Annotated in this window: 15 protein-coding genes; all 15 read left to right on the forward strand. The window is 55.0% G+C overall.

Translation table 11 applies throughout. The features are described 5' to 3' along the window. Nucleotides 1–990, forward strand: coding sequence for an alpha-E domain-containing protein (locus AB0A83_RS01365; protein WP_367155225.1), 990 nt, complete (start codon nucleotides 1–3; stop codon nucleotides 988–990). A 31-nt stretch (nucleotides 991–1021) separates the two neighbouring features. After that, nucleotides 1022–1789 carry a proteasome-type protease gene (locus AB0A83_RS01370; protein WP_150046185.1) on the forward strand — a complete coding sequence of 256 codons (768 nt, stop codon included), beginning with the start codon at nucleotides 1022–1024 and terminating at the stop codon, nucleotides 1787–1789. 154 nt (nucleotides 1790–1943) lie between these two features. Further along, the gene (locus tag AB0A83_RS01375; protein ID WP_367155227.1) at nucleotides 1944–5228 is read left to right on the forward strand and encodes a DUF2126 domain-containing protein; all 3285 of its coding nucleotides are present in this window, start codon (nucleotides 1944–1946) and stop codon (nucleotides 5226–5228) included. 116 nt (nucleotides 5229–5344) lie between these two features. After that, on the forward strand, nucleotides 5345–6568 hold the full coding sequence (locus tag AB0A83_RS01380; protein ID WP_150046187.1) for a hypothetical protein: 1224 nt from the start codon (nucleotides 5345–5347) through the stop codon (nucleotides 6566–6568). Nucleotides 6569–7020: 452 nt separating this feature from the next. Beyond that, on the forward strand, nucleotides 7021–8100 hold the full coding sequence (hisC, locus tag AB0A83_RS01385; protein ID WP_150046188.1) for a histidinol-phosphate transaminase: 1080 nt from the start codon (nucleotides 7021–7023) through the stop codon (nucleotides 8098–8100). Between the two features lie 159 nt (nucleotides 8101–8259). Continuing rightward, complete coding sequence (gene petA, locus AB0A83_RS01390; RefSeq protein WP_150046189.1) at nucleotides 8260–8859, forward strand: ubiquinol-cytochrome c reductase iron-sulfur subunit; 600 nt, start codon at nucleotides 8260–8262, stop codon at nucleotides 8857–8859. Next, nucleotides 8856–10253, forward strand: coding sequence for a cytochrome bc complex cytochrome b subunit (locus tag AB0A83_RS01395; protein ID WP_150046190.1), 1398 nt, complete (start codon nucleotides 8856–8858; stop codon nucleotides 10251–10253). The genes petA and AB0A83_RS01395 overlap by 4 nt, the downstream gene beginning before the upstream one ends. A 3-nt stretch (nucleotides 10254–10256) precedes the next feature. Beyond that, nucleotides 10257–10979, forward strand: a complete 723-nt coding sequence (locus AB0A83_RS01400; protein WP_150046191.1) for a cytochrome c1 — start codon at nucleotides 10257–10259, stop codon at nucleotides 10977–10979. A gap of 169 nt (nucleotides 10980–11148) precedes the next feature. Continuing rightward, nucleotides 11149–11751, forward strand: coding sequence for a glutathione S-transferase N-terminal domain-containing protein (locus tag AB0A83_RS01405; protein WP_197737401.1), 603 nt, complete (start codon nucleotides 11149–11151; stop codon nucleotides 11749–11751). Continuing rightward, nucleotides 11752–12132, forward strand: coding sequence for a ClpXP protease specificity-enhancing factor (locus tag AB0A83_RS01410; RefSeq protein WP_150046193.1), 381 nt, complete (start codon nucleotides 11752–11754; stop codon nucleotides 12130–12132). It abuts the gene before it with no gap. Between the two features lie 76 nt (nucleotides 12133–12208). After that, nucleotides 12209–12586 (forward strand): 4a-hydroxytetrahydrobiopterin dehydratase, encoded by a 378-nt coding sequence (locus AB0A83_RS01415; RefSeq protein ID WP_150046194.1) that lies wholly within the window; start codon nucleotides 12209–12211, stop codon nucleotides 12584–12586. A 10-nt stretch (nucleotides 12587–12596) separates the two neighbouring features. Beyond that, nucleotides 12597–13856, forward strand: a complete 1260-nt coding sequence (locus tag AB0A83_RS01420; protein ID WP_367155233.1) for a formylmethanofuran dehydrogenase subunit B — start codon at nucleotides 12597–12599, stop codon at nucleotides 13854–13856. 9 nt (nucleotides 13857–13865) lie between these two features. Further along, nucleotides 13866–15530, forward strand: a complete 1665-nt coding sequence (locus tag AB0A83_RS01425) for a formylmethanofuran dehydrogenase subunit A (RefSeq protein WP_367155235.1) — start codon at nucleotides 13866–13868, stop codon at nucleotides 15528–15530. Further along, nucleotides 15527–16423 carry a formylmethanofuran--tetrahydromethanopterin N-formyltransferase gene (fhcD, locus tag AB0A83_RS01430; RefSeq protein ID WP_367155237.1) on the forward strand — a complete coding sequence of 299 codons (897 nt, stop codon included), beginning with the start codon at nucleotides 15527–15529 and terminating at the stop codon, nucleotides 16421–16423. Before AB0A83_RS01425 ends, fhcD begins: the two co-directional genes overlap by 4 nt. Next, entirely contained in the window at nucleotides 16420–17235 is an 816-nt protein-coding gene (locus tag AB0A83_RS01435; protein WP_150046198.1) for a formylmethanofuran dehydrogenase subunit C, read from the forward strand. The genes fhcD and AB0A83_RS01435 overlap by 4 nt, the downstream gene beginning before the upstream one ends. Nucleotides 17236–17246: the final 11 nt, after the last annotated feature.

Below are 17246 nucleotides of genomic sequence, written 5' to 3' on the forward strand. Positions count from 1 at the left end.
ATGCTGGCACGTACTGCCGACAACTTGTTTTGGATGGCGCGCCATATCGAGCGTGCCGAAAATACCGCCAGGATTTTGGACGTGGCCCATCGCTCGGCGCTGTTGCCGTTGGATATTGAGGGTGCGGAGGCGTATCTGTGGTACGCCCCGCTTAACATTACCGGCTGTGCAGCCAGTTACGAAGTTAAATACGGTCTGGCGCGCGGCGACGACGTCACCCGTTATATGGCGTTGGATCCGGATAATCCTTCCAGTATCTATAGTTGCTTAAAGCTGGCTAGGGAAAACGCCCGGGCGGTGCGCGGCGCGATTACCTCGGAAATGTGGGAGGTCATCAATTCCACCTGGCTGGAACTGAACCGCATGACCTGGAATATGGATATCGACAAATTTCCGGATTTTTTCGATTGGGTAAAAGACCGGTCCCACATGTTCCGCGGGGTAACGCTAGGGACGATCATCAAAGATATTGCCTTGAGTTTCGTCAAGTTAGGCACTTTTTTGGAACGGGCGGATAATACCGCCAGGATACTGGACGTGAAATACCATATCCTGTTGCCCAGCGTGAACGACGTCGGCGGTTCGGCGGATTATTATCAATGGGGTTCGTTGTTGCGCTCCGTGAGTGCGTTCGAGGCCTACCGCAAGATTTATCGCGATGTGATTTCGCCGCTGCGGGTCGCGGAATTGTTGATATTGCGCGACGACATGCCGCGCTCTTTGCATGCATGTATGAACGAAGTCGAAATGGCTTTGATCGATATCAACGGTAACTCCGGGCGCGAAGCGCGCCGGCGTGCCGGCAGACAGCATGCGGCTTTGCATTTCGGTTCGATCGAAGACGTGGTTGCCCAAGGTCTGCACGAGTATTTGACCGAATTCCTGGATCAAATCGCCTTGTTGGGGCAAGACATCCGCGCCGCCTATCTCTCTCGGCGCGATCAATTCGAACCGGTACAGTCACGCTGGAATGGCATGCAAATGCAATAAGCACGCGCTTATCGACTCAAAGAAATTTTCCATGACTTATTGTGTAGCTTTGAAACTAAATGCGGGGATGGTATTTGCTTCAGACTCGCGTACCAATGCAGGCATCGATCAAATTGCCTGCTTCAAAAAAATGCGCAGCTTTGTCGAGCCGGGCGATAGAACGATAGTAATACTCAGTTCGGGCAATCTGTCGATTACCCAAAACGCGACCAATCTGTTGGAACAGCACGGCCGGCATCCGGAGAGGCGTAACATTTGGAATGTAGAATCGATGTTCGACGTCGCCCAATTGCTGGGCGAGGCGCTTAGGGAAGTTCGCCAGCACGACGGTGCTTTTCTGGCGCAGAGTAATGTCGATTCCAGCGCCAATTTCATCGTCGGCGGCCAAGTGAAGGACGAAGACATGCGCCTGTTTATGGTCTACGCCGAGGGTAATTTCATCGAAGCCGGCCAAGAAACGCCCTATTTCCAAATCGGCGAGACCAAATACGGCAAGCCTATCATCGACCGCGTCATTACGCCCGACATTCCGCTCAGTGAAGCGGTGAAGTGCGTGTTGGTGTCCTTCGATTCGACGATGCGCAGCAATTTGTCGGTGGGTCTGCCGATAGACGTGGCCTGTTACACCAAAGCCAGCTTACGCTTGGACTTGGAGCAACACATTACCCAAGACGACCCGTATTTTTCCCAAATCAGCCGGCGTTGGAGCGACGGATTAAAAGGCGTGTTCGCCTCGTTGCCCAATCCCGAATGGCTGGTGGACATAGACTTCAACAGCCATTTATCGAACAACGATTGAATGAGCGTCTGACATTCGAACGGCCGGTTTTTGCGGTTTCGGGATAAATGGCGGTTGGCAGGAGAAGTGCATAGCATTCGCTAAACCGCAGTATGTATTTGAACCACTGTTAACGAGCCGCTACGGCTTCGATGACATTACACACGGAACCATTATGACCATCCGCGTTGCCTTACATCATAAGTCCCATTACATTTTCGACCGAGCGGTCGTCGCTTCTCCGCACGAAATCCGCTTGCGTCCGGCCGCGCACAGCCGTACGCCTATCACCGGATATTCTTTGAAAATCAAGCCGGAGAAACATTTCATACACTGGCTGCAGGATGCTTACGGCAACTTCGTGGCGCGGATAACCTTTCCCGAGCCGACGCGGGAAATCGACGTCACGGTCGATCTTCTAGCCGACATGACGGTGATCAATCCCTTCGATTTTTTCGTAGAGGAATGGGCGGAATATTTTCCGTTTAAATACCCGCCGGCGTTGCAGACGGAATTGGCGCCGTATTTGGAGGTAACGCCTATGGGCCCGCTGCAACAAGCGTGGCTGCGGCAATTGGATGCTGACACGCCGAAAGAAATCACCACCACCAGCTATTTGGTGATGATCAACCAGCGGCTGCACAACGACATCGCCTATACCATCCGTCTCGAACCCGGCGTGCAAACAGGCGAGGAGACTTTGGTGAAAAAATCCGGTTCTTGCCGCGACAGTGCTTGGTTGCTGGTGCAAATTCTGCGCAGCAAAGGCATTGCCGCGCGTTTTGTATCCGGTTATTTAATCCAGTTGGTGGCGGATCGAAAGCCTCTGGACGGTCCGGCCGGGCCGGAGGCGGATTTCACCGATTTGCACGCATGGTGCGAAGCGTATATTCCGGGAGCGGGCTGGGTAGGATTGGACGCGACCTCCGGCCTCTTGGCCGGCGAAGGCCACATTCCGTTGGCGGTCAGCGCCGCACCGGCTTCCGCCGCGCCGGTTACCGGCATGACCAGCATTTGCGAAGCCGAACTGAAGGTGGAAATGCAGGTCGCCCGCATCCATGAAGATCCGCGGGTGACCAAGCCTTATACCGAGCAACAATGGCAAGCCATCAGGGCGCTGGGCCAGCGCATCGATAGAGAATTGCAAGCCGGCGACGTCCGGCTGACCCAAGGCGGCGAGCCGACTTTCGTATCGGCCGACAACATGGACGGCGCCGAATGGAACGTAGCTGCGCTGGGCGAACAGAAATGGCAGCTGGCCAACGATTTGCTGAGCCGCTTGCAGGCCCGTTTCGCGCCGGGCGGCGTAACTCATTTCGGACAAGGTAAATGGTACCCCGGCGAACCCTTGCCGCGTTGGGCGCTGAACGTGTTTTGGCGTAAAGACGGCGAACCCGTATGGCATAACAAAGCCTTGGTCGCCGATACTCCGGACGATCTGCAAACTCCGGCGGTGCAAGCGTTCGGTGAGGCCTTGGCTTTGAGATTGGAGTTGAATTCCGGCTACCTGATTCCGGCCTACGAGGATCCTTGGCACGCTTTGGACGAAGAAAGCCGTTTGCCGCCCAATATCGATCCGCACGAAACCGACTTGGAAAAAGCCGAAATTCGTAGTGCGCTGGCCAAGCAATTGCGGGCGGGCTTAGCGGCGGTAAAAGGTTTTGTACTGCCTTTGAAAGCGGTCGGCGACGGCCATACCATTTCCTGGCAATCCAGCGTCTGGCCGCTCAAGCACGAGCGTTTGTATCTGTTGCCGGGCGATTCGCCGATGGGCTTGCGCCTGCCTTTGGGCAGCTTGCCGTGGGTTGCGCAGCGCGAAAAGGAAGTGGAAACCCCTACCGACCCGTTCGTAGCCCGCAGGGATTTAGCCAGCTACCCGCGTGACCGCATCCTGAAAAGACCGCGGCCCTTGTCCATAGAGCCGATTGCCAAGGACGTGATACATACGGCTTTGGCGTTGGAAGAGCGCGACGGGTTTTTGTACCTTTTTCTGCCGCCGATGAGTACACTGGAATCCTGGCTGGAATTGGTCGCCGCAATCGAAGATTGCTCGGAAAAATTGCAGCAGCCCATCCGCCTGGAAGGCTATCCGCCGCCGCACGATCCGCGCTTGCTGACACTGTCGGTGACCCCGGATCCCGGCGTTATCGAGGTTAACATTCATCCGGCCGAGAATTGGGACGTGCTGGAAAGCCGTACCGAGTCGCTCTACGAAGATGCCCGGCAAACCCGCTTGGCGACGGAAAAGTTCATGCTGGACGGACGGCATACCGGCACCGGCGGCGGCAACCACATCACCCTGGGCGGTGCGACTGCGGCGGATAGTCCCTTTCTCAGACGGCCCGACTTATTGCGCAGTTTGGTGGTGTATTGGCAGCAGCATCCGGCCTTGTCGTATCTGTTCTCCGGGCAGTTTATCGGACCGACCAGTCAAGCGCCGCGGGTCGACGAGGCGAGAGACGATAATTTGTACGAGCTGGAAATCGCTTTTCAGCAGATGGAGCAGGTTCTGCTGGTTGGCCAAGAAAATGCCAGGCCGTGGCTGGTGGACCGGTTATTCCGCAATCTGTTGATCGATTTGACCGGTAATACCCATAGGGCGGAGTTTTGCATCGATAAACTGTATTCGCCCGACAGCGCAACCGGGCGGCTGGGATTGCTGGAATTACGCGCCTTCGAAATGCCCCCGCATTACCGCATGAGCTTGGTGCAATCGCTGTTGCTGCGCGCGTTGGTGGCACGGTTTTGGAAAACGCCGTATCCAGGCAAATTGGTGTACTGGGATACGTCCTTGCACGACCGCTGCATGTTGCCGCATTTCGTGGAACAAGACATGCGCGACATCTGCCGGGATATGCGCAGCGTGGGTTACGAATTCGACGACAATTGGTTTGCGCCGTTTTTCGAATTCAGATTTCCCCACTACGGCAGCGTGGTTTACGAAGGTGTACAGCTGGAGTTGCGTCAAGCGATAGAGCCCTGGCACGTGCTGGGCGAAGAAGTAACCGGGGCCGGTACCGCGCGCTATGTCGATTCCTCGGTCGAGCGCTTGCAGGTCAAGGTCAGAGGTATGATAGGCAGCCGCCACGAAGTAGCCTGCAACGGCCGCAAGGTTCCTCTGCATCCGACCGGGATTCCGGGCGAATACGTAGCCGGCGTGCGATTCAAGGCGTGGTCGCCGGTTTCCGCACTGCACCCGACTATCGGCTCGCACGCGCCGTTGGTGTTCGACATCGTCGATAGTTGGAATAATCGTTCGTTGGGCGGTTGTACGTACCATGTCGGTCACCCCGGCGGGCGAAATTATGAAGTGTTTCCGGTCAATGCCAACGAAGCTGAAGCGCGGCGCCGGGCGCGGTTTTGGGAACACGGACATAGTCCGGGGCCCATGCATTTGCGCGACGAGCCGCTCAATCCGCGTTTTCCGATGACCTTGGATTTCAGATGGCAACCGCGTTGAAGACGATTTGCCTAAATTGGAGCCGCGAGAACGTCAGGTTGCAAAATCGCTGCTTGTTAGCCGCACTGTTTGCCGCGTAAATGCGGTGCCCTAATGTCGTGAGGTAGGTACCGACTATGTTGTGCTCAACCAAAATGCCGCGCTTTGGCGATAAACAGAATTCGCCGTTTTTCGAAGAGTATCTGCAGCGCTTGTTGGAGCAGCGCGACCGTAGCGGATTGACCGAAATGATAGGCGGCATCGAAGCCTTGATGATCAGCGTCGAGCCGGGCAACTCGGTGGAATACATCGCCGAATTGGCCTTGATGACGCCGTACCAATATTTGGTCACGCTGGACGGCGACAAGCACATGACACACGTGCTGCGCATAGACATGAATTCGCCGGACATTTTGTTGCGAGAAGTGAAAGGGCCGGACCGCTTCGATATTTTTCGCAGCTTGAACGATTTGTATCCGGTGGGGGCGATTCGCCCCCACAGCCGTTATCTGGGCGAAATTTTGTTGGCGAGCGACAGGCACGCGGTGGTTGCCGAGCAGCAACAGCGTCAATTTCGGTTTTTCTCGGTAGGCGAACTGGCCGATCTGGACTTGCCGTTAAACGTCAGTTTGTCCAAGCCCTCCCCTTATACCCAGAATCTGGTCGGCTATATGGAAAGGCCGATAGACGGGATCAGGGTTTACCATCATGGAGAATGCGTTATCTTGTCCGCGGCTCAAGCAGCCAACGACAGGGGCAAAGAGATGCAGCAGCGCTTGGGGATAACCGATTTAATCCTGCCTATCGATCATCTGGCGACCCGGGTGTATAGCCAAAATCGCGAGGTCGCAATACTGGAATATCTGGCCTTGTCCAGCTATTACTACTGGGGAAGTTACGACATCAAAGACCAGAACTCGTCTACCAATGTGACCAAGAACATCCGGGAACAGCCCGAATCCATGAGTCCGGCCAAAGTTTTTACCGCTAATAATTTTCCCTATTGCGTCGGTCATTTGGACAATCTGCCGAGTCCCACCGAAAGTTTCGTTCGCAATTACGGACCGCGATTGCACCATATTGCGGTAGAAGTCAAAGACGGTCAGACGCAAGGCAAGGAAAACATCGATTTCATTGTGGAGGCGATAGCCGCGCAAGGAAAAGGATTTTTATTGGAAACGGTAGGGTCGCGCGAGGAAGGTTTGAAGCAAATTTTCTCGTCGGCTTCCGATTTTTCATCGTTGATTATCGAATACGTACAGCGCTTTGGCGATTTTCAAGGCTTTTTCACCCGGGAAAACGTCGCGCTATTGACCTACGCCGCCGGTCAGGAAGAGGGTGTGAAGGGCAAAATTTCCTAAGGTTTACCGCTAGCTAAACCGGCGCGGCGACTGTTGCCGGTTGGGCATGCACTCGTCGTCAGCTAGCGATACAAAACAATCGTTGCAGCAACCGTAGCGGTCCATGTAAGGCGCCGGTAACAAACAAGCGCCTTATTCGATGACAGAAGCGCATTCATGCGCCGGCCGGCGTTTAAAAGTGCTCTATCGCGTCCCATTATCCGACAAGTTATTTCCGGCTACATGCCAAGCTTGCTAAACCTTTACCGTGCGAATGGGCCGATGATAAAATTCCCCACCGTTTCGCGCGCACCGTAGCGTGCGATTCGCGTCAATGCGGACGCAGGGTAGCTGGTCAAGGTTATGCTTTCGTCCTCCGCTTTGTTAAAATCTGCGGGTATTTCCCTTCGCAGCGCGTCGATGGGACTGAATTTTACCTGCGCTGCTCATTCCGATTCCGTCGTTTTACCCATATGCCTAAGCAACCGTTGACAGCCTTATTTCGCCCCGAAGTTTTGGCAATGTCCGCTTATCACGTAGCGGACGCCAGTCGTTACATTAAACTGGACGCCATGGAAAATCCCTATACTTGGCCGGAAGAGGTGCAGCAAGCATGGTGGGACGAGCTAAAGGCTTGCCCTATCAATCGCTATCCGGACCCTGAAGCTCGCTTCTTGGCCGAGACGTTACGCGATAGCAATCAAATTCCCGGGTGTGCGGACATTTTATTGGGCAACGGTTCTGACGAAATCATCCAAATTTTGCTGATGGCGCTGCCTAGCACTGCGAGCGTTATGGCGCCGGAACCGGGTTTTGTCATGTACAAGCAGATTGCCCGCAGTTTGGGATTACGTTATTGCGGCGTACCGTTAATGGCGGAAAGTTTCGCATTGGATATGCCGGCCATGCTGGAAGCGATCCGTAACGAGCAACCGGCGGTGATCTTTTTGGCATATCCGAACAACCCGACCGGGAATTTGTTCGATGCCGAGGCGATGGAAGAGTTGTTGCGAGTGAGCACGGGATTGGTCGTGGTCGATGAAGCTTATGCGCCTTTCGCTGACGCCAGCTTTATCGGTTTGTTGCCGAGGTATAAAAATCTCCTGGTCATGCGGACCTTGTCGAAATTGGGTTTGGCCGGCTTGCGCTTGGGGTTTATGGCCGGTGCGCCGGAATTGTTGGCGGAGCTGAATAAAGTACGGTTACCGTACAACATCAATTGCTTGACTCAAGCGACCGCTCGGTTCGCCTTAAAGCATTCGGGATTTTTATTGGAGCAGACTCAGGCGATTCGCCAACAACGGACATTTTTGGCGGGCGAATTAAGCGGGCTGGCCAAACTGCAGGTGTATCCCAGTGCGGCAAACTTCATTATGCTGCGGTTGTTGCACGGTTCGGCCGACGGCGTGTTCGAGTCCTTGAAACAACAAGGCGTGTTGATCAAAAATTTGTCGCCTCAAGGTGGAATGTTGCAAAACTGCCTAAGGGTTACGGTGGGTAAACCCGATGAAAATCAAGTGTTTATTCGGGCCTTAACGCAGGCTTTGGCTTAATGGGACGGTTTTGCTCTCGTTGGCTGCTTGGGCAAAGCCGGGAAACGTTCCTGTCGAACGCTTTTTTGCTTTAAACCGGCCGAGCAGTGGTATATTTGCGGCAAAAATTATAATAATTGATGTGGTATATGCGCATCATCTCAATCAGGAGTGTTATTTATGAACCATGAAGGCGTAGATACTTCAAAGCGCCAGTTCCTCACTTCCGCGTTATCGGTGGTTGGGGCCGTGGGGGCCGGTTATCTGGCTGTTCCGTTTCTTTCGCAAATGCAGCCTAGCGCCAAAGCAATGGCAGCCGGTGCGCCGGTAGAAGTCGATGTGACCAAAATGGAGCCCGGTCAATTGCTTAGGGTGGCGTGGCGCGGCAAGCCGGTATGGGTGTTAAACCGTACCCCCGACGTGCTCACCACCTTGGGGACCTTGGACAGCAAACTTGCCGATCCCTTGTCCAACGAATCTCATCAGCCGGATTACGCTAAAAACGCGTTCCGATCCATCAAGCCGGAAATTTTTGTTGCCATCGGTTTGTGTACTCATTTGGGGTGTTCGCCGACTTTCAGGCCGGAAATCGCGCCCAGCGACTTGGGTAACGATTGGAAAGGCGGTTTTTTCTGCCCGTGTCACGGTTCGTGGTTCGATTTGGCCGGACGCGTGTTCCGCGGGGTGCCGGCGCCCAGTAATTTGGAAGTGCCTCCTTACCGCTATGTAAAGGACACATTGATCATCATTGGCGAAGATAACGAGGCGAAACCGGCATGAAACAAAGATTAAATCGTTGCAGCTCATGGCTGCTGGAGCGTTTCCCTATCTCCGATTTGTGGAACGAACACATGGCGCACTACTATGCGCCCAAGAATTTCAACATTTGGTATTTTTTCGGCTCGTTAGCCTTATTCGTCTTGGTCAACCAGTTTGTGACCGGCATTTTGTTGACCATGAACTACAAGCCGGACGCCAAACTGGCATTCGATTCGGTCGAGTACATCATGCGCGACGTCAACTGGGGTTGGTTGGTGCGCTATATGCATTCGACCGGCGCGTCGGCGTTTTTCATCGTCGTGTATTTGCATATGTTCCGCGGCTTGATGTACGGCTCGTTCAAGCAGCCGCGCGAGCTGATCTGGATCTTCGGCATGCTGATCTTCGTTTGCCTGATGGCCGAAGCCTTTATGGGCTATCTGTTGCCGTGGGGGCAAATGTCCTACTGGGGCGCCCAGGTTATTATCTCGCTGTTCAGTGCGATTCCGGTCATAGGCGACGAATTGTCGTTATGGATACGCGGCGACTATGTGGTATCCGATGCAACCTTGAACCGCTTTTTCGCCTTCCACGTCATCGCAGTGCCTTTGGTATTGTTGATTTTGGTGTTTTTGCATATCGTCGCCTTGCACGAAGTCGGTTCCAATAATCCTGACGGCGTCGAAATTAAGGAAACCGTCAATTGGCAGGGCAAACCGGTGGACGGCATACCGTTTCATCCTTATTACACGGTAAAAGACATCGTCGGGGTCGGCGTCTTCATGTTTTTCTTCGCCGTAGTGATTTTCTACATGCCGGAAATGGGCGGTTACTTTTTGGAGCATGCCAACTTCATTCCGGCCGATCCTTTGAAAACGCCGGAGCACATTGCCCCGGTCTGGTACTTCACCCCGTTCTACGCGATATTGCGCGCCGTGCCGGATAAATTCGCCGGGGTCATCGCGATGGGCGGCGCCATCGTGGTGTTGTTCATGCTGCCCTGGCTGGATCGAAGCCCGGTTAAATCCATCCGCTACCGCGGCGGCATTTTCAAAAAAGCTTTGTTGTTGTTCGTCATCGCTTTCGTCGGCTTGGGGTATTTAGGCACCCAACCCGCGACGCCGGTTGCCACATCCATAGCACGTGTATTTACGGCCATTTACTTCGGATTTTTCTTGCTGATGCCGTTGTATACGCGTTGGGAAAAAACCAAGCCTGTTCCGGAGCGTCTTTCGGAACAGCCGACCTTAGAGGATCACATCCCGGCATTAAAAGCATTGGTAGACGAAGTCGTTAGCGTTGAAACTTCTCCAGGCATGATGGGGGCCACCATCGTCAAGCGAAAACCGAATTGGGTCGGTGTCAAAAGCGTATTGATCCGTTTCGCCATCCATTTGAAGAAGAGCCTGGATTGAGTCATGAAAAAAATTCTCTTTATTTTATTGTTTTTATTGCCGATTGCCGTCCATGCCAGCGGCGGCGGTGTCGAATTGGAATCGGCGGACATCGATTTGAGCGATAGCGCTTCGTTGGAACGCGGTGCAAAATATTATGTAACCTACTGTTTGGGATGCCATTCGGCCAAGCACATTCGTTACAAACGTATTGCACTCGACTTGCATTTGGACGAGGGCGAAATCCTCAAAAATGTCGCCCCGCTAGGCGCCGGTATTTACGATCAAATGCATTCGGCGATGAACGGTCATGATGCGGAAAAGTGGTTCGGCACGACGCCTCCCGACCTGTCGTTGATTGCCAGGTCGCGCGGAGCCGATTGGCTGTACAGCTATTTGAAGGGCTTTTACAGCGAACCCGGCAAGCCCACCGGCGTGAACAATACGGTTTTCAAAGACGTCGCGATGCCTAACGTGTTTTGGCAGCTGCAAGGTACCCAAGCGGCCGTTGTCGAAAAAGTCGACGGGCAGGATGTGGTGACCGCTCTCAAGTTGGAAGAACCGGGGCAGCTGTCGCCGCAGGAATTCGATAAGTTGGTGAACGATTTGGTGAATTTTCTGGTTTACGTCGGCGAGCCGGTCCAGTTGGAGCGTCAGGCAATGGGTAAATTCGTTTTGTTCTTTCTGTTGATGTTTATCGCCTTGGCTTATTTACTCAAAAAAGAGTATTGGAAAGACGTCCACTAGGCCGCAACTACGGGGTGCCGATTCGGCGTCCCGCCTGCTGCCAAGCGGGGTTAGGCCCGCTTGGCAGCCCCCAAATCCATGTGCAACCATGGTACAATCCGCCCCGTTTTTAACCCCGCTCCGCATAGAGGTTTTTTTCGTGGCAAACATTTCTAGCCGAAAATCTGCAATGGTTTTGTTCACGTCGTCGAACTGTATCATGAGCCATTGCGCCCGCCTGGTGGTTCACGAGAAAGGCGTACCGGCCGATATAGAATACTTCGATCCCAACGAACCGCCCGAAGACCTCCTGGAGCTCAATCCCAACGGGACTTCCCCCACTTTCGTAGAGCGCGACCTTGTGCTGTACGACGCCCGCATCATCATGGAATATTTGGACGAACGCTTTCCGCATCCGGCTTTGCATCAAATGGACCCGGTATCGCGCGCCAACACCCGCATGCTGATCAAGCGCATAGACCAGGAGTGGTATCCGTTACTGGAAGAGATGCAGGTTCACGGCGATAAAAAAGGCGGTAAAGCCAGAAAAATGTTGAAGGAAAGTTTGATGGCAGCCGCGCCGGTTTTCGATGCCAACACCTATTTCATGAGCGAGGAATATTCGTTGATCGATTGCGCGATGGCGCCGTTCTTGTGGCGTTTGCCCAGCATAGGCGTCGATATTGCCGGTTTGGGCAAAGGCATCACCGGCTACGCCAATCGCCTATTTTCCCGTAAGGCGTTTCAAGAGAGTTTGAGCTTCGAAGAAAAAGCCTTGATGGCAGCCAAATAAATGACCCCGCTCAAACCCTATTTAATCCGTTCGATCTACGAGTGGATCAACGATAATCAATTGACGCCGTATCTGTTGGTCAATGCGGAGTTCCCCGGCGTCAACGTGCCGAACGAATTTGTCGAAAACGGCAGAATCGTCCTGAATATTCGTCCGCAAGCCATTCAAGGATTGGCGCTAGGTAACGACGAAATCGAATTCAACGCGCGATTTTCCGGTAAAGCCATGCGGATCAATGCGCCCATTCAAGCCGTATTGGCGATATATGCCAAAGAAAACGGCCGGGGAATGGTGTTCGATCCCGACGATCACGAGTCCGATCCGCCGCCGGAGCCGGAAAACGAACCGCCGAAAAAACCGCAACTCAGAATAGTCAAATAACCGCCGGCTGAGTTATGGCGAAACCGATTTGCAAGGTTAAACTAAGCTATCGTTTGCCGTTCAACGGAGTATCGCCATGACTCACGCCAGCCTCGAAGTGTTGTCCGATACCGAAATCGAATCCCGTTTGGCGGCACAATTGCCGCATTGGTATTACGAAAACGGTTGGATCAGGCGCAAATATAAAACCAGCGGCTGGAAGGCCACGTTGATGGTGGTCAATACCATCGGCCACTTGGCCGAAAAAGCCTGGCACCATCCTGACTTGACGGTTTCCTATGCGTTCGTGATCGTCAAACTGGTCACCCACGCCGCCAAGGGCGTCACCGACAAGGATTTCGCGCTGGCGAAAAAGATAGAGGACGTCGTGCAATGGGATGCCGCCGCCGAATCCGACGGCATTTTCGAAGGCACGCCGGACGACCCGCGTTTCAAATACATCAAAAAAGACTGAGGACAGCACGATGACTGAAATCACCGAGGTACCCAGCCCGTTCTGCGGTATCGGCACCGACGATCTGAGCGTCAAGGTGGACGGCTTGGCCGTGACAGTGACCGCCAACGGTTGCGCGGTCAACACCCCAGGCTTCGAGCAGCCGCTCACCGACACCGCGCCGCGCGTTGGCGGTCTGGCTGTCGATCTGGACACGGCGGTCGCCAAAGCCGCGGAATTGCTGCGCGGCACCCAACAACCGGTGATCGCCGGTTGCGCCACCGACGTCAACGGCATGCGCGGCTTGCTGGCTCTGGCCGATAAAGCCGGCGCGGTGGTGGATAACATCAACTTCCCGGCCGCCCGCCGCAACCTGCTGGCCTTGCAGGATTCCGGCTGGATGAATACCACGCTGGCGGAGGTCAAAAACCGCTGCGATTTGTTGCTGATCGTCGGCACTGATTTGGAAGGCTTCGCGCCGCGCTTTTTCGAGCGCTATTTGTGGACCGAGGAAGCGATGTTCCTCGACAACACCGCCAACCGCGAAGTGATTTATTTGGGAAAATCGCCATCCGGCACGGCCTCTACTTCACCTGCCGGTAAAACGGCAATGAGCTTGACTTGCGCCGACGCCGACCTGCCGGATGTAATTGCTGTGTTGTCGGCACTGGTCAAAAAACAGCCGGTGCAAACGCAACATGTCGCCGGCATTGCCGTTGCCGAATTGCAAGCGATTGCCGACAAACTCAGAAACGCAAAATACGGCGTGATACTGTGGGGCGCCGCCGCGCTGGCTTACGACCACGCCGAATTGACCGTACAAGCCATTTGCAACATCGTCAAGGACATCAACCTACAAGGCACGCGCTGCTCCGGCTTTCCACTGGGCGGTCGTGAAGGCGATCAAACCGCCAACCAAGTGTGCGGCTGGACTACCGGCTATCCGGCGCGGCTCAATTTCGCCCGCGGCTACCCGGAATACGATCCGTTTTTGTACGACAGCCAAGCCATGTTGTGCAACGGCGAAGCCGACGCCCTGGTTTGGGTGCATGCTTTCAACAGCAACGCCAAACCGCCAGAAACCGAATTACCGATCATCGTAGTCGGCCGTTCCGGCATGGCCTTCGATAAAGAACCCGACGTCTTCATTCCCGTAGGCACGCCCGGCATCGACCATGCCGGCCACGCCTACCGACTGGATAACGTGGTGGCGATCCGCCTGAAAAAACTCAGAGATTCCGGCCTGCCCAGCACCGCCGAGGTGCTGCATGCCATCGAACAAGCCCTTTAGGATACCGACATGCTGACAAAACTCACAGGCGGCACCGTTTACGATCCGGCCAGCGGCATAGCCGGCCAGCAACAAGACCTCTACATTCAAGACGGCCGTATCGTCGATGCGCCGAAAGACGGTCGCCCGGTAGACCAGGAATACGACTTGCGCGGCAAAGTGGTGATGTCCGGCGCCATCGACATGCACACCCACATCGGCGGCGGCAAGGGCAACATCGCCCGCACCCTGTTGCCGGAAGACCACCGCCTGGACCCGGTGCATCGCACATCCATCACTCGCTCCGGTAATGGCCATGCGATGCCGTCCAGCTTCGTCGCCGGCTATCGCTACGCCGAGATGGGCTACACCGCCTGCTTCGAACCGGCCGTGTTGCCGATCAATGCCCGTCAGGCGCACATGGAAATGGGCGACACGCCCATCGTCGATAAGGGCGGCTACGTGATGCTGGGCAGCGACGATTTCCTACTACGCATGCTGACCGCGAAGAAAGACCAGAAAGCCGTCAACGATTATGTGGCCTGGACGCTGAACGCCGCCAAGGGCATCGGCATCAAAGTCGTCAACGCCGGCGGCATCAACGCCTTTAAATTTAACCAGCGCAAACTGGATCTGGACGAGCAAAATAGCCATTACGCCGTCACTCCCAGGCAAATTCTGCAAACGCTGGCCAAGGCCGTGCAGGAATTGGGCATCACCCATCCGCTGCACGTGCATGGCTGCAACCTGGGCGTGCCGGGTAACGTCGATACCACCTTGAATACCATTCAAGGCGTGGAAGGCTTGCCGATGCACTTGACCCATATCCAGTTCCACAGCTACGGCACCGAGGGCGATTTCAAATTCTCCTCCGGCGCCGCGCAAATCGCCGAGGCGATCAATAGCAATAAAAACATCACCGCCGACGTCGGCCAGATTCTGTTCGGCCAGACCGTCACCGCCTCCGGCGACAACATGCGCCAGCACGCCAACCATCGCTTCGCCAGCCCGAACAAATGGGTGTGCATGGACATCGAATGCGATGCCGGCTGCGGCGTGGTGCCGTTCAAATACAAGGACCAGAACTTCGTCAACGCCTTGCAATGGGCGATTGGCCTGGAAATCTTCCTGTTGGTCGAAGACCCGTGGCGCATTTTCCTGACCACCGACCACCCCAACGGCGCGCCATTCACCAGCTATCCGCACTTGATCCGATTGCTAATGGACCGCAGCTTCCGCAACGACATGCTGGCAACCATCCACCCGGAAGCGCAGAAAATGACCACCTTGGCCAGCATCGAGCGCGAATACACGTTGAACGAAATCGCCATCATGACCCGCGCCGGCGCGGCCCGCATCATCGGCTTGAAAGACCGTGGCGCGTTGGCGCCCGGCAATTTTGCCGACATTACCGTCTACACCGAAAACCCCGACCGTCAGGCGATGTTCACCAAGCCGAATTACGTGTTCAAGGACGGCGAACTGGTGGTCAAGGACGGCGAAGTGGTCAAAGTCACCTGGGGCACGACCCACATCGTCAAGCCGGAATACGACCTGGCTATCGAAAGAGACCTCAAGCCTTATTTCGACAAATACCTGACCATGAAACTCGGCAACTTTAAAATCAGCGACGACGAAATCAGTGAAGACGGACGCGGCAGCTTGACGGCGCATCCGCTAAGAGGTGCAGCATGATCATCAACGGCGTAACCATAGACAAAACCTTCGCCGAAGCCTTCCCGATGAAGGCGACGCGGGCCATCATCACCGCCCAGAACGAGAAATGGGCGATGATTTCCGCGCAGGCCATGACCGGCTTTGCCACTTCCGTGATTGCCTGCGGCTGCGAGGCCGGCATCGAGCGGGTGTTGAGCCCGGAAGAAACCCCGGACGGACGCCCCGGCGTGGCGATCATGATTTATGCGATGGGCGGCAAGGGCTTGGCCAAGCAATTGGAAACCCGCGCCGGCCAGTGCGTACTGACCTCGCCGACCTCGGCGTTGTTTGCCGGCATCGCAGGCGGCAAGCCGATTCCGCTGGGTAAAAACCTGCGCTTCTTCGGCGACGGTTTTCAAATCGCCAAGAAAATTGTCGGCAAGCGTTATTGGCGGGTGCCGGTCATGGACGGCGAGTTTCTGACCGAAGCCACCACCGGCATGGTTGATGCGGTCGGCGGCGGCAATTTTTTAGTGCTGGCGGAATCGCAACCGCAAGCCCTGGCGGCCTGCGAAGCAGCCATCGAAGCGATGAAAAAAATCCCCAACGTGATCATGCCGTTCCCGGGCGGCGTGGTGCGTTCCGGTTCCAAGGTTGGCTCCAAATATAAAGCCTTGAGCGCTTCGACCAACGACGCGTTTTGCCCAACTTTGAAAGGTGTTACCAAAACCGATTTGTCGCCGGAGATTGAATCGGTGATGGAGGTCGTCATCGACGGTTTAACGAAAGAAGACATCGATAAAGCCATGCGCGTCGGCATCCAGGCGGTTTGCGACCTGGGTGCAGCCAACGGCATCAAGCGCATCAGCGCCGGCAACTACGGCGGCAAACTCGGCCCGTTCCACTTTCATCTGCAGGAGATCATGGCATGACCACGTTAACCTTCACTCTGATCGAAACGCCGCCGGCTCAACGAGTCGATATGTCGCCGCTGGTTTGTCAAAAATTAGCCGGGTTGAGCCTGGATCAAATTGCGGCGATTGAGCTTCAATGCGGTAATCGTACATTGCGGGTCGAGCAATTGTTTTACATCACCGGCAGCAATACCCAGGAGTTAGCGTTCGCCGGCAGTACCGATAAATTGGATTTCATCGGTAAAGAACTGCAGGGCGGCAGCATTTGCGTACAAGGCAATGCCGGTGCTTACTTGGGTATGCAGATGAAGTCCGGGACGATTAACGTCAGCGGCGACGTCGGGTTATATGCGGGCTGCGAAATGAAAAACGGTTTGATCCAAATCGAGGGCGACGCCGGCGATTTTTTAGGAGGAGCTTTGCCCGGCAACAAACAAGGCATGAAAGGCGGAACTCTCTTGGTTAAGGGTAATGTCGGCCAGCGTTGCGGTGATCATATGCGTCGCGGACAGATATTGATTGAGGGAAATGCCGGCGATTATTGCGGTTCGCGAATGGTGGCAGGCACGATAGCGGTCATGGGCAGCGTCGGCCGGTATGCCGGGTATGCGATGCGCCGCGGTACCTTGCTGTTATGGAACCGGCCGGCTTTGCAGGCGACCTTCAATGATTGCGGATCGCATACCTTGGCATTTCTGCCCATGCTGTTCGCTTCATTCAAGCATTTGAATTCGCGTTTTGCGGAGAGTGGCGCAGCCTTCAATCGGGTGCAGCGCTTTGGCGGCGATATGGCGGAAACAGGGCGCGGGGAAATACTGATCAAGCTATAAAATGCCTAACG

The sequence above is a fragment of the Methylomonas sp. HYX-M1 genome, assembly GCF_040741385.1.
Taxonomy (GTDB): domain Bacteria; phylum Pseudomonadota; class Gammaproteobacteria; order Methylococcales; family Methylomonadaceae; genus Methylomonas; species Methylomonas rhizoryzae.

What these genes read in the sequence shown, in the direction of transcription:
- AB0A83_RS01365 (WP_367155225.1), top strand. Translation starts at nt 1, where the DNA reads ATGCTGGCACGTACTGCCGACAACTTGTTTTGGATGGCGCGCCATATC.
- AB0A83_RS01370 (WP_150046185.1), top strand. Translation starts at nt 1,022, where the DNA reads ATGACTTATTGTGTAGCTTTGAAACTAAATGCGGGGATGGTATTTGCT.
- AB0A83_RS01375 (WP_367155227.1), top strand. Translation starts at nt 1,944, where the DNA reads ATGACCATCCGCGTTGCCTTACATCATAAGTCCCATTACATTTTCGAC.
- AB0A83_RS01380 (WP_150046187.1), top strand. Translation starts at nt 5,345, where the DNA reads ATGTTGTGCTCAACCAAAATGCCGCGCTTTGGCGATAAACAGAATTCG.
- hisC (WP_150046188.1), top strand. Translation starts at nt 7,021, where the DNA reads ATGCCTAAGCAACCGTTGACAGCCTTATTTCGCCCCGAAGTTTTGGCA.
- petA (WP_150046189.1), top strand. Translation starts at nt 8,260, where the DNA reads ATGAACCATGAAGGCGTAGATACTTCAAAGCGCCAGTTCCTCACTTCC.
- AB0A83_RS01395 (WP_150046190.1), top strand. Translation starts at nt 8,856, where the DNA reads ATGAAACAAAGATTAAATCGTTGCAGCTCATGGCTGCTGGAGCGTTTC.
- AB0A83_RS01400 (WP_150046191.1), top strand. Translation starts at nt 10,257, where the DNA reads ATGAAAAAAATTCTCTTTATTTTATTGTTTTTATTGCCGATTGCCGTC.
- AB0A83_RS01405 (WP_197737401.1), top strand. Translation starts at nt 11,149, where the DNA reads ATGGTTTTGTTCACGTCGTCGAACTGTATCATGAGCCATTGCGCCCGC.
- AB0A83_RS01410 (WP_150046193.1), top strand. Translation starts at nt 11,752, where the DNA reads ATGACCCCGCTCAAACCCTATTTAATCCGTTCGATCTACGAGTGGATC.
- AB0A83_RS01415 (WP_150046194.1), top strand. Translation starts at nt 12,209, where the DNA reads ATGACTCACGCCAGCCTCGAAGTGTTGTCCGATACCGAAATCGAATCC.
- AB0A83_RS01420 (WP_367155233.1), top strand. Translation starts at nt 12,597, where the DNA reads ATGACTGAAATCACCGAGGTACCCAGCCCGTTCTGCGGTATCGGCACC.
- AB0A83_RS01425 (WP_367155235.1), top strand. Translation starts at nt 13,866, where the DNA reads ATGCTGACAAAACTCACAGGCGGCACCGTTTACGATCCGGCCAGCGGC.
- fhcD (WP_367155237.1), top strand. Translation starts at nt 15,527, where the DNA reads ATGATCATCAACGGCGTAACCATAGACAAAACCTTCGCCGAAGCCTTC.
- AB0A83_RS01435 (WP_150046198.1), top strand. Translation starts at nt 16,420, where the DNA reads ATGACCACGTTAACCTTCACTCTGATCGAAACGCCGCCGGCTCAACGA.